This is a genomic window from Silicimonas lutimaris, from assembly GCF_047314965.1.
Taxonomy (GTDB): Bacteria; Pseudomonadota; Alphaproteobacteria; order Rhodobacterales; family Rhodobacteraceae; genus JAVJUV01.
In genome coordinates this window covers 1-11,568 of the sequence record NZ_JBLBVK010000027.1, presented here as the reverse complement: position 1 = coordinate 11,568, position 11,568 = coordinate 1, and the positions used below count along the sequence as shown (strand labels likewise).

The 11,568-nt window shown below is 59.6% G+C and carries 8 protein-coding genes; 3 read left to right on the top strand and 5 right to left on the bottom strand.

All coding sequences use genetic code 11. The annotated features are described in order from the left end of the window. Positions 1–30: 30 nt before the first annotated feature. Both ACKLNI_RS01800 and ACKLNI_RS01795 read right to left on the bottom strand, forming a co-directional pair. Positions 31–1,959, bottom strand: a complete 1,929-nt coding sequence (locus tag ACKLNI_RS01800) for a hypothetical protein (RefSeq protein ID WP_413717279.1) — start codon at positions 1,957–1,959, stop codon at positions 31–33. Further along, on the bottom strand, positions 1,932–3,101 hold the full coding sequence (locus tag ACKLNI_RS01795) for a phosphatase PAP2 family protein (RefSeq protein ID WP_413717278.1): 1,170 nt from the start codon (positions 3,099–3,101) through the stop codon (positions 1,932–1,934). The genes ACKLNI_RS01800 and ACKLNI_RS01795 overlap by 28 nt, the downstream gene beginning before the upstream one ends. A 507-nt stretch (positions 3,102–3,608) precedes the next feature. Here ACKLNI_RS01795 and ACKLNI_RS01790 point away from each other — a divergent pair. After that, positions 3,609–4,937, top strand: coding sequence for a tetratricopeptide repeat protein (locus ACKLNI_RS01790; RefSeq protein WP_413717277.1), 1,329 nt, complete (start codon positions 3,609–3,611; stop codon positions 4,935–4,937). Positions 4,938–5,403: 466 nt separating this feature from the next. Further along, positions 5,404–6,168 (top strand): YbaY family lipoprotein, encoded by a 765-nt coding sequence (locus tag ACKLNI_RS01785; RefSeq protein WP_413717276.1) that lies wholly within the window; start codon positions 5,404–5,406, stop codon positions 6,166–6,168. Between the two features lie 71 nt (positions 6,169–6,239). On the opposite strand, the gene ACKLNI_RS01780 is transcribed toward ACKLNI_RS01785, so the two are convergent. After that, positions 6,240–7,916 (bottom strand): alpha/beta hydrolase, encoded by a 1,677-nt coding sequence (locus ACKLNI_RS01780; RefSeq protein ID WP_413717275.1) that lies wholly within the window; start codon positions 7,914–7,916, stop codon positions 6,240–6,242. A gap of 195 nt (positions 7,917–8,111) precedes the next feature. On the opposite strand from ACKLNI_RS01780, the gene ACKLNI_RS01775 reads away from it, so the two are divergent. Next, the gene (locus ACKLNI_RS01775; protein WP_413717274.1) at positions 8,112–9,164 is read left to right on the top strand and encodes an alpha/beta hydrolase; all 1,053 of its coding nucleotides are present in this window, start codon (positions 8,112–8,114) and stop codon (positions 9,162–9,164) included. Between the two features lie 35 nt (positions 9,165–9,199). Here the strand turns inward: ACKLNI_RS01775 and ACKLNI_RS01770 are convergent, their stop codons facing one another. Beyond that, positions 9,200–10,711: a phospholipase D family protein gene (locus ACKLNI_RS01770; RefSeq protein WP_413717273.1), complete on the bottom strand. Its 1,512-nt coding sequence runs from the start codon at positions 10,709–10,711 to the stop codon at positions 9,200–9,202. A 4-nt stretch (positions 10,712–10,715) separates the two neighbouring features. Then, entirely contained in the window at positions 10,716–11,222 is a 507-nt protein-coding gene (locus tag ACKLNI_RS01765; protein WP_413717272.1) for a hypothetical protein, read from the bottom strand. Positions 11,223–11,568 lie beyond the last annotated feature (346 nt).

Sequence of the window (11,568 nt, the reverse complement as noted above, 5' to 3'; positions counted from 1 at the left end):
TCGGGCCGGCGCCTTCTGCGTTCCAAGTCCTCAGTAGTCGTGCGCCGGTTCGCGAGGGGCGGGGGCGTCAAGCGTGGAGACTTTCGTGAGATCATCTGCGATCTGCCGCGCCGCCAGCGCCGAGGCCATGCTGGTGCCTGCCCACCGGATTGTTCCCCGGCCCATCCGTGCCGCGGCCAGCGGCCCTCCCAGAGCGCGAGAGATTTCGGCCATCGGAGCAGGCGCGCCGCGGGCCTTGCCCGGATGAGTGACTCGGCCCAGTTCCAGCCCGGCAAAGCGATAGGGCACGGCGCCTTCCGATGCCGAGTGCTCGAAACCGGTGATCAGCGTCGTATAGGCCTTGAAGCCCCGTCCCGAGCGCAACTTGCCGGTTGCGAGAACAGACACGCTTCCGTCTCGCCGGGTGCCCTGTCGGCCGATGTCGCTGTCCCTGCGCCAGTCTCCGCCATCCCTGAACTTGCGATAGCTCTCGTCCCGAAGCCACGATTGCCGGCCCGCCTCGGGCAGCCCCGCCAAAGTGTCGTCGCGCGAACTGAAGAACTGGCCATCCGCACCCTTAAGGCGCACTGTCCAGAACCCCGCAGGCGAAATCTGCCCGTGGCTGTCATGGCTCTCGGTGGGAAAGATGCCCAGCACCAGATGATCCGCCTGCCGGTCGTTCCTGATCCGGAAAAGCCGGGCGATCTCCTGTCCGTCACACAGGAACTCGCGGAAATGCCCTGGCGCCGGAAGTGCCGCAAGTGGCACCGGCGCCGACCCCGGAGACGCCAGCGACAGCGTGGCCTTTGCGCCTGTCGAGAATCCCTTGAACCCATGACGCCAGATCTCCAGCGTGCTGCCCGTCCTGTCATTCGGAGGCACCACCCAGGTCGCGGTTCGACCGGTTCCGCTCAACCGGTCCTGCAGGTTGTTGCCGGCCGGAAGCATCAGATGCGCGCTGCGCGTTCCCACCGAGGAAGACACGACCAGCCGGTTCAGCGCCTTGGCGGTGGGATGCGCCTTGTCGCTGCCCTCGAAGCCCGTGTGGGGCCCGCCCACATAGGACATGCTGACATTCATCACCAGCGGCGCCCGTTTGCTCATGACGAAGGAAAACAGGGAAACCACCGCCAGACCGTGAAGCATCGGCCCGTGGAACAATCCGCCGGATGTGTCGGCGACCACCGCCGTAGGAAGCTCCACCGCATAGATATCACGTTCGGATCCTGGCTCGCCGGTATCTGCGCCGGCCATCAAATCCAGGACGCTTGTTCCATGTCCAGCGCGCATCGACCAGAGATCGCGGCCGAATTTGCGGACCGAACTGAACTCGCGGTACACGGCTTCCTCGTCCAGCGCGCCATCGTGCCAGTGCTTGGCGAACACGGCGTTGATGTCGTCTTCCAGCAGCAATGTGCCTTGTCCCAGGATGCCGGAGTATGGACTCGCGCCATGAAACTCCGAGGCGGGATCGAAATACCTGTCCTGCAGCCAGAGCATCTTGAAGCGCGTTCGGTCATGCGCCTTGGTCAGGGCGGGTTTCCGGAAACGCCGGTTCGCAAAGGCGATGGACGTGTCTGCCAGTCCAAGAGCGACCGGACAGGTGCTGCCCGTCATCCGGGCCCACAAGGCCGCGTCATCTGTCCCGCGCGACCCGCCAGGCTGCGGCAGTAACGGCCCCAGCCAGACAAAGGGAAGCTCTCCGTCATCGCTCCTGTCGCGGCCCAGGGTGCCTGTGACCTGCGCCACGGAGGCCCGCACCGCCTGCGTGAAAGCCGCGAGCCCGGCAGCGTCGACGCTGCCAGGGGCAAAGGCGTCTTCCATGGCCCCGAGAACCTTGTCGACGTCGAACGAGTTGTAGTCGCCGCGACCTTGACCGGCGGTCTGAAGGAACGCGTTCGGCGCTCCCAGCAACAGCCCGTCAAACGCCCGCTCGTCTCCCCAGGCGCATGTCATGTCGTGCTTGCCCGATGCGCCCATTCCTTGCCCGTCAGCCCATAGACATGCTTCAACTCATCGGTCTGTCCTGCGGGGTTCGGAATTTCCGAGGCAGTCAGCCACTCCTTCGGTGGCGTCGTTATGACGTCGGTGAAGGCCCTGAGATGGAAGTCGACATCTCCCATGCCATCGGTTGTGATCGTGTACTTCGACAACGGCGTCGCACCGCCGGCCAGGCGCTTGTAGCAGACCCGGCCGATCGAGATCCCCAGCAGGAAACCCGCCATGCTCTCGAAAGGAAAATGTACGCCGGCAACATGCCGGTTTATGGCGATGCGCGCCGCCATGCGCAGCACGAGGTTGTTCATCGTCAGGACTGTCTTGTCGGTCTCACCCGCAAGCCGCGACAGGACATAGGCCATCGCGCTGGCCTCGACAGAATGGCCGCTGGGCAGCGAACTGTGCTGCGGCGTCTGGATAATCGGAGACGCCTCTGGAAAGACATCGACCGGCCGCGGCGTCGAGAGGTGATGCTTGACTTGTGAATGCACGATCGTGGCCACGTCTTGCACCGAGCGCAGCACCTCCAGCGTCCACCCGTGCGAGACATCGTGCAGACGCACGGTCGAGCCCAGGAACGACAGCAGGTCGGTCTGTTGAAGGATAATCTCGGGCAATCTGTCCGATCGCAGATCTGCCGCCGCCAGGACGAGGTCCAACTGCCGTCCCGACTTGTCGCAATACACGCTGGGATTGGCGCCTTTCTTGGGTCGATTGATCCGGAAGATCTCGGTCCCGGCGAGAGTGACCGCGCAATGGCCGGGCTTTCCATCGACTGCGAGTCCGGCCTTCAGATGTTCGACCAGCAAGATCCGCAGGTAGTGCGGATTGACCCGCTCCATCCGGTCGATGCCCCCCGGACCATGGTCGAAATCGCGCGCAGTCTTCGAGGCCGGATCGATGATGCCGTCATTCGCGATGATCAGGGCCGAGGACAGAAGCGGCGTATTCGGCGCACCTGCATGCGCCAGCGTTCCCCCGGCTCCGCCCGCGCCCCCGGCACCGCCTGCGCCCCCGGTTCCGCCCGCGCCCCCGGCGCCGCCTGCGCCCCCGGCTCCGCCCGCACCTCCCGCACCACCGGCACCGCCTGCGCCTCCGGCTCCACCTGCTCCTGCAACTCCCATGGCCCAACCCCTTTGCTGCAAATTTCCAAGAAACGTAGTAAAAACTCTTAATATTCAGCAAGAAGGAAAGGAAATTTCACGAATTTTTCACAACGCAACACTTTTGCGCTATACTTGAAATCGCTTTAATGAATTCGAAAGCGGGTGGCGGTTCCCGTAATCAGGATTGGATTACTTCGAGTTAATTTTTTTGCGTCAAGCCGCCGGCCGTTTTATTGGGTTCGACATTGGGTGGCGGTTCCCATGATCAGAATTGAAATTGATGGCGTTTTAAGGATTCTTGATGAAGCGGGTCAGGATTTGACACCGCGCGGACACAAGACACGTGGCCTTGTTGCCCTTCTGGTTTCCGCAAGGGGCTTTCAAAGATCGCGAACATATCTCCAGGATAAACTGTGGAGCACGCGGGCCCCGGAACAGGGTGCGGCTTCGCTTCGCCAAGCGCTGTCGGAACTCCGGCGTGCGCTTGGTGTTCACAAGGAAATTCTCAGATGCGACAGGGGAATTGTGACACTCGATCCTGCGTCGGTCGATCTGGCAAGGTCATCGGATTCCCAATCCACGCTGTTCGAGGATCTGGATATTCGTGACCCGGAATTCGAGAACTGGCTGCGCGATATCAGGATCAGCCATCTCGATGATGCAGCTTGTCCATTTGTGGTGCCGCGGCGAAAAACCGGTGCGCTGATTGCTCGGAAACCGCAAACTGTCAGGCCGCTCATAGTTTTTCGCACCACCCGTGAGCTTGGCGTAGACGACGCATGGTTTTATGTGCGGTTCCGCGAGTGTGTCGCGACCACCATCGGTGAGATGGGAGAGGTCGATTTCGTCGACCTGAGCGATCCCAATCAGAAACTCGATGCGAATGGCGCACCGATGCTTTTCGTCTCGGTCGAGATTGCCAAAGCCCAGGATACATCGCTGATATCCGCACGGATCGAATCCGCTGGCGGTCAGGTCATGTGGCGTAGTCGCCTCTCTGAGATCGGCATGCCGGCGGATGACGAGACCAGCTTTCGCATTGCCTGTCTTGGAAGCAGAGTCTGCCAAGCTCTCGGGGATTGTTTGAATGATGACCGTCATATGTCGAATGTCGCCCAATTGCCGATCTCTCTGGCTTGTCGAGGCCGTGCCCAGATATTCGATTTCTCGCGGAAGGCCTTGATCGAAGCGGACCGACTTTTCGAAGCCGCCTACACCCTCGATTCCAACCCGGTATACCTTGCCTGGCGAGCCTTCATCCGGAATACGGCCGCCTTCGAGCACCTGACGAACGATTTCCTCGATCCCTTGGACAACGAAGAATTGATTACGGTTGCGCTTCGTGAGGCACCGGGAAATTCGTTGGTCCTCTCATTCGCCGCGCAGCACAGTCTGGTCCATCAAGGGGATTTCGCCTATGGCGAACTGCTTTGCGAGAAGGCAATCCGCGCCAATGAGGCGAACGCGCTCTCTTGGGCATTTAGGGCCAACATCCTGACGGTACAAAGGCGCTACGAAGAAGCTCTGGCGGCGGCCGAGAAGGGTGTTTCGCTTGCTTCCGGCCGCGCCCTGCGAAACTTCATGTCAATCTTCTCTTGCATGGCTCGCATCGGGAAAGGCGACTACGATCTGGCGGCGACGCATGCGCAATTCGCCAGTACGCTTAGCCCTGAATTCATCGCAATCCGCCGGTTTCTTTTCGCGCTCTATGCGGCGAACGACAGACCGGAGAAGGCAGAGACGATTCAGCAAGAAATCCGGCTGCGCGAACCTGATTTCGATAAGGGGAAGCTGCTCTCGCGCAGGTATCCGGTCAGTACGCTTCAAGCAACCAATATCATGGACCGCCTCTGATACGTCCGCTTGGCCGCATACGGCTGGCGCCACGATTGTTTGGAAGCACGGACAGCCCGCAAGAATGGGCTCGCTGCACACGGGACTGCCTCGGCCCAGTATTGGTGGCCTGATGTAGCGGCGAATATCAGCCTCGTTGCGGAATCACAGCGGCATGCTCCGTCCCACCTTGGTGGTCCAGTTCAATTGATGGTGCATGAGCGGTTGGGCGGTAAACGAGTGCATCGGAAATATCAGGTTTGATGCTGCCTACGCACGACTGGTGCCTTGCGTCAATCTCGACAATCCCGGAGGTGTCCCCACTTCTTCGCCCGGCGCGAGTGTGTTCATTTAAACCGGTCTGTGAACTGATGAAAAAAATGAGGCGCGCTGGTGGATCAATGTCATCTTGGCATCTAAATAAGAGAACAATGCCGGGAAAGTTGTGAATCTAGCTGGCAGAACTTCGTGAAAAGGGAATTCGGGGATGCGGTTCTTTATACACGCCCTTGCAGTGTTCGTGGCACTCGCCATGTTTACAACTGAGTCCAAGGCTAAATCGGACATGCTGAAGGTGACCGTTACGTACCGGGAACGCATCGCGCTTCCGCCGGATGCTGAACTCGAAGTCCAGCTTCTCGACGTATCGAGAGCGGATGCAGCCTCGAAACGGCTCTCGTCGCAGCGCTATGCGATGACGGGCGTGCCTCAGACCGTTGACCTTCATTACAATTCTCAGATCATTGAGGATATGGGCCGATATGCGGTCGTGGCCACGATCTGGAGCTCGGACGATAATCAACTGTTCCGCACCACAAGCCTCTACAGCGTCTTTGAGGGCGCGGGAACGGCACCGGTCGAACTGGTCCTGACCATGGTTGCAGGTGACGACGTGGGAACCGCTCCGCCAAGGACGATTTCAGGCATCGAATGGGCAGTTACAGACGTGGCTGGAGAACAATGGAGCAATGACGATCCCGCAACGCTCGTGATCGACGACCAGATGAACTTTGCCATGTTCGGCGGTTGCAACAGGTTTGTCGGACAAGTGTTCCTGGCGGACGGAGAGATCGCGTTCCCCGAGAATTTTGCGGGCACCATGATGGCTTGTCCCGGCGAGGCCGAGGCGCTTGAAAGAACCCTGCTTGAGACACTTCGGAAGGTATCCGGTTACGTTCGATACGGTACCGGTCTTGTCATGACCGATGCCGACGGCAATGGTTTGCTTCACTTCAAGGAACGCCCGGAGTAGCGGCGACCGGACGCTACACGGAGCGGCATGAGAGGACGCCGGTGTTGCACCAGGATGCAACCTGGCGTCTGCTAGCGTGAACCGTTCGAGCAACCTTCCTGAAAGCCGTTGTCGCAATGCGCCTTTAGCCGTTCGGTGTCGGCGGAGGTCCAGTTTTCCGGGGCCGTGACCTGCACCCACGGTTCGATATAGTCTTTCGCAAAATAGGCGTGTCCGTGACCCGGGGGTGAACCGAAGGACAGCGCCATGTCGAGTGCAAGCTGGAATTGCGTCACGATGGGCATGAAGATCAAGTGCTCGGACATATCCTCGGCGGGCGGATCGCGCATCCATGGTGGCGCGCGCCAAAGCGACGCCGGGTCGTAGAACACGATCGGGTCGCTGGAGTATTGAAGAAAGACGATGCGCATTCGGCCCCATTCTGCCGCAGCCTCCGAAGCGTCGGCCAAATGGGAGGCGTACCGCACAAGTGAGCCGTCACCGATCGCGGGCAGCACCCATGGGCTGCCGGGATTGCGTTGGTTTTGCACATAGTTCCAGAATGCGGACGGAAACGGCGGGCCGGCCCAGAAGGCTCCGTCGATCGGGTCGTCGAGCAGCCGGAACAGGTTGGTCGCATACATCGATGACCATGCCCCGAGGCTGAGACCGTGCACGTACAGGCGCGGACGGGACCCTGCGGGAAGCGTCTTCCAATACCCATGTACGACCTCCTGAAGAGCCGTCGCCTGTTCAAGACCCGTGCTGGTCTCGAGGATGAGCGCCAGCGGAGACTGGAGATAGGAGTACTGGGCGCTGACGGTGGCGATGTCGCCGTCGTGCATGTATTCGACGGGATCATGCGATCCCGGGTCCATCCAGCCCGTTCCCGTCGGGCTTGCAACGATCAGCACCTTGCGTTCGAAAGCTCCCAGTCGTTTCAGTTCTGCCAAGGCAAGTTCGGCTCTTTCCCGTGGCGTCTCGCCGTTGGCGCGACCGACATAGACCCTGATCGGGTCCAGGGCAGGACTGCCCGTGAATGCTGAAATGGCCTTGGCATCCGGCCCCGAAGTAATGAAGTCGCGCCCCGGTTTTCCGATACCGGCCCAGTCGATCAGCGACGCGGCGCTTCCGGTCATCCGAGGCTCTGTCGGCGGTGGCGGCGCTTGCTCGAAAAGCGCCTGCGCGGCCTCATAGCTTTCGTCGAGCCCCAGGACCACCCGGTCGAGAACGCCGTCGCGCGATGCAAAGAAGATGATGAGAGCGACCGCGATCACGCCGAGCACATTGGCGCGCCGCGGTGGCATCACACGGTAGAACCGTGCCCTGACCAGTCGGAACAGCGACGCCACCAGCCTCCCGAGAAGGAATGCCGCTACGAAGGTACCAGACGCAAAGACAACGATGCGCGCAAAATAAAGACCGTCCGACGGTTCCATTGCCATTTTTTGGCGGAGGTCGTTCTGCCAGGTCAGGCTGGAGCCCAGAACCCAGAGGAAGAAAGCGACGACTGCAATTGAAATGACCATGGTCAGTACTGTGGCCGGGCGGCCCGCCAAGCGGGGCAGATCGGCGGCACGCCACAAAAGGGCAATGATCTGGCCGGCAAGATATCCCAAGGCCAGAACCAGACCGCCCAGAATGCCCTGAACTTCCGGTCCCCGCGGAATGAGCGATGGCGTCAGAGAAGCCGAAAAGAACAGTAGTCCCAGAAGCAGGCACGGCACGGAAATCGTGCCGAAAAGCAGTAAAACGATCTTTCTTGTCATGGTCGATTTCGTCCCGCTGGCGTTCTCATCGAAAATGTGGGTTACGTGTCCTTCCGTACGCGACCAGATTCTGCAAAAGGTCTCGGACCTGTCGCATTTTCTTTAGGTAAAGACCAACTATGTGATGTCATGTCCTGATGTTTGAGCCAACATCGCAAGATTTTAACCGTCATCCTTGGACGAAGTGGGCCTCATATGCGTTTATTATGGTTCTACCTGACGAAGACCCTCAAGAGTGCTTTGATCGCCGGCATAGTGGCTTCCAGCGCAGCTTCCCCGCTGCGTGCGCAGGAGCCGGCAGTCGAACGAGAAGTGCCGTTCCTGACGCTTCGGAACAGAGTCGATACAAACAATCCCGCGGAAGTCTATGGCGATGAGCGCAGCGATTTGAAGGCGGGTTGGTGCAGGGTCCGGGAACTGGATCTCAGCGTTCTTTCGCCTCTCGCGGAGTCTGCTCCATCGTTTATCCGGGAGGAAATCCTGAGGATGGATCGGGTCAGGCAGGTCGATAGCCGGGTGATGCTTGACGAGCTGCAGGAGAGTGCGGCTGGTGGCGGGCCGCTCCTCTACGTGCATGGTTACTATATCAGTTTCGAGAAAGGATGCCGCCGCGCCGTGTTGCTCCAGGAAAATGCAAGCCTTGAGGGGCACTTCCTGTGGTTCAGCTGGCCGTCGGATGGGGCGCTGACGAACTACATCCACGATGAGGCGGATCTTTATTGGAGCGTGCTCGACCTGGCCGACGCGATACTTGAACTGGAGCGCCGGTTCGGTCCCGATCGAGTGGATGTCGCGGGACATAGCCTGGGTGCGCGGGGCGTGGTGCTTGCGCTCTATGAGGTTGCCAACAGGAAGCCCGACATCCGCCTCGGCAACGTCGTGCTGCTAGCGCCGGACATGGATTTCGAAATCTTTGCACGCATGTTGCCGCGGATCTCGCCGATTGCCGAGAGCATCACGGTCTACGTGACCGACGGGGATCGCCCCTTGGCGATCTCGGCCCAGCTTCACGGCTATGCCCGGCTGGGCGAAGCCGGAAACGATGTTTCGAAGCTTCCGGGCGTTGAAGTAATCGATCTGAGCGAATTGCCGACCGAGAGCCCCACTGGCCACCTGTACCATATCTACAGCAAGGAAGTGGGCCAGGATCTGAACCAGCTTCTCAATGAAGGAAAGAGCGCGGCGGAGCGCAGGAACCTTGTGCAGACCGGTGGCAATAGCTGGTCATTGATGCGGACCGCGGACTGAAGACGTTCGAGGCCGCAGAAGCAGAAAGGGGCGGGTCAGAGCTGGCTCTCGATCGGGAGCCAACTCACAACGGTCGACAAGATCTTCCGCCAGGGGCTCGCGAGCGGTTCTTGATCGAAAGTTTCCCGCCGGGTTGAGCCGTCGTATTGCCAATTCGTGCTGCCATCGGGTTTTCTTGTCAGGCGAAAGGCATAGTCTTTGGCGATGATGTCGATACGCTCTCTGATGCTCCGCGCCAGTTCCGGGCTTTCAATGACCATCCCGATTTCGGCATTTTGACGTATTGACCGTGGGTCCATGTTGGGTGAGCCGACAAACAGCAGCCGGTCGTCGACGACGACCAGCTTTGTGTGCATGGTCAAATCTGCGTCAACAGCCCCGGTCAGTTTCGCGGCGTCTGAGCGGGCCTCAAGGAATTCGACACCAGCTGCCGAAAGGCGCTCGCGATAGCTTGCATAGGCCCCATGCACATAGGGGTGATTTGTCGATGCGAGAGAATTCGTGGCAATGCGAACCCGTACACCCCGCTGCACGAGGCGCTCAAAGAACCTCGCACCATAGTCTTCGGGCACGAAGTAGGGTGTCAGGACGAGAACGTCTGTCTGTGCTTTGTTCATCATCTGGTAGAGCGCCTCACCCACGAGGAAGGGGCCCTTTCCAGGGGGCGAACGCAGTTTGTCCGGGCTATCCACGACGACCTGCGCACGCCCCAGGAAATATGGAAAACGCCCACTCCTTACATCTGCAAGGTAGGTCGACGTAATCGCGCGCCGATAGATTTGGGCTTCCTCGGTGTCCGCCATCTCCCGGAATTGTCGCAGGGCTTCGGAAACCGGTGTGTCTTCGGCCGTAAGGACGGAAGACAGGGGCAATGACCAACGATCATTCCAATACAGATCGAATGCCGAAGACAGATCGCGGACCGGTTGGCCTGCAACGAACAGATCGAAGTCCGCGAACTCGTGATCGATACCGATCTGGTAGTATTCATCCGCGATGTTGCGCCCGCCGATTATGGCGAATGATCCGTCGGTGATCGTTGCCTTGTTGTGCATGCGTCGATTGACGCGTCCGAAGTCGAACAGGAAGTTGATCGCCTTCGGGCTGTTTCTGGAGAGCGGATTGAATATCCGAACGTCCACGTTGGGATGGGCATCGAGCGTTGCAATCTGTTCGTCGCGCGCCGTCGTGAACACGTCGTCGAATAGAATTCGTACCCTCACACCGCGCTCCGCAGCCTCGTAAAGCTTCAGCCACATCAATGTGCCGGCAATGTCGGGCTTTATCAGGAATGTCTTGATGTCGATCGAGCGCTCGGCGGCTTCGATCATCTGCAGTCGTGCACCAAGAGCATCGTTTCCATCCGCTAGCGGGACCAGTGCGACTCGATCCGCACCACCTCCGGTAAGGCGAGCGGCGGTCCTGGCGGCACCTGTTCCCTCGGCCGGCAGGGCGCGAGAGACTTCTCTGGGCGCGTCGAAAGGGACCTGAGTGCATCCAAGAAGCACCAGTAGGCAGGTTGCATGCAGTAGGAGACGAGCAAGCATGACGTCAGTGGATCACGAACTTCATCGCTGCGAGCGCAATTCCAAGCCCGCCTGCAAACGCAGCTCCCAGGACAGCGGGGAGGACCCTTCCGTCGATTACCCATCCCGCACGTGCGCCAAGAATCAAAAGAAGTCCCACACAGACGCCTTGTGACAGAAACACCGCCATCTCCGCGCTCAGCCAGCCGATAGCCGCGGCCAGGAAAAAGAGCGTCGGCAAGTTCGCTACGGCCAGCGTGGGGCTGCTATGGTGCCAGGCTGCACGCCAGGCCTGGCGTGACAACCGCTCTCCCTTCGAGAGCGCGTTTGCCATGAGTTCGGCGAAAGCCTTTGCGAGAGTGATGGCGAGTACAGACCCGAAGAGCACTGCAGCGGTCTTCCCTGGTGCTTCGGGATGGTCTCCCGCTGCCATCAGTATACTCAACACCATTATGGCGCCGTAAATGATACCGAAGGCCGCGTTGTCGAAACGCTGCCAGGAGGAGGAACTTTCAGACGCCGTTTTCGCCAAGATCAGGGTTCGCTTTCATTATTGGTGCGGACGGTTCGGCAGCATTCAAGGACAGTCGATTTCCCGCATGGTTTGGGATTAGGATGCCAACATAGCAATACTGGCAGCAATTCAACTCAAGATTTACGAAGTCTTGGCGAAGAACAACCCAACTCGATGGGTCTTGTGCGTCGATCTGATTCTTGGGTCGTCGCGGTTTCGCCCCGTGTCCTTCCCCCCTAGAACTGGGCCATTACTTTGGCCGCGAGAGGGGGATTGGGCATGGCGAGGAAGCGACATTCAGACGAAGACATCTTGAAGCTGCTGCGTGAGATTGAGCTGAAGCTGACGGCTGGTGGTGATGTGG

What these genes read in the sequence shown, in the direction of transcription:
- ACKLNI_RS01800 (WP_413717279.1), bottom strand. Translation starts at nt 1,959, where the DNA reads ATGGGCGCATCGGGCAAGCACGACATGACATGCGCCTGGGGAGACGAG.
- ACKLNI_RS01795 (WP_413717278.1), bottom strand. Translation starts at nt 3,101, where the DNA reads ATGGGAGTTGCAGGAGCAGGTGGAGCCGGAGGCGCAGGCGGTGCCGGT.
- ACKLNI_RS01785 (WP_413717276.1), top strand. Translation starts at nt 5,404, where the DNA reads ATGCGGTTCTTTATACACGCCCTTGCAGTGTTCGTGGCACTCGCCATG.
- ACKLNI_RS01780 (WP_413717275.1), bottom strand. Translation starts at nt 7,916, where the DNA reads ATGACAAGAAAGATCGTTTTACTGCTTTTCGGCACGATTTCCGTGCCG.
- ACKLNI_RS01775 (WP_413717274.1), top strand. Translation starts at nt 8,112, where the DNA reads ATGCGTTTATTATGGTTCTACCTGACGAAGACCCTCAAGAGTGCTTTG.
- ACKLNI_RS01770 (WP_413717273.1), bottom strand. Translation starts at nt 10,711, where the DNA reads ATGCTTGCTCGTCTCCTACTGCATGCAACCTGCCTACTGGTGCTTCTT.